The following is a 236-nucleotide window of genomic DNA, read 5'->3' as shown; positions in this document are numbered from 1 at the left end:
GATAATAACTTCAATACCAGCATCGGCTGATTCCATAATGGCATCTGCAGCAAAAGCTGGAGGGACAAAAATAATAGAAGTATTGGCGTTCACTTGTTCTACAGCTTCTTGAACCGTATTAAAAACTGGTTTTTCTAGATGCATCTGACCACCTTTTCCTGGTGTTACACCACCAACAACATTGGTGCCATAAGCTATCATTTGAGACGCATGAAAAGTGCCCTCACTCCCTGTAA

Annotated in this window: 1 pseudogene; it reads right to left on the bottom strand. The window is 41.5% G+C overall.

The features are described from left to right. A pseudogene (locus Q0842_RS16225) lies at window positions 1-236 on the bottom strand (succinate--CoA ligase subunit alpha); the annotation flags it as partial.

Source organism: uncultured Algibacter sp. (genome assembly GCF_947495675.1).
In the GTDB taxonomy this organism is placed as follows: Bacteria; Bacteroidota; Bacteroidia; order Flavobacteriales; family Flavobacteriaceae; genus Algibacter_B.
This window is presented reverse-complemented; position numbering and strand designations above follow the sequence as displayed.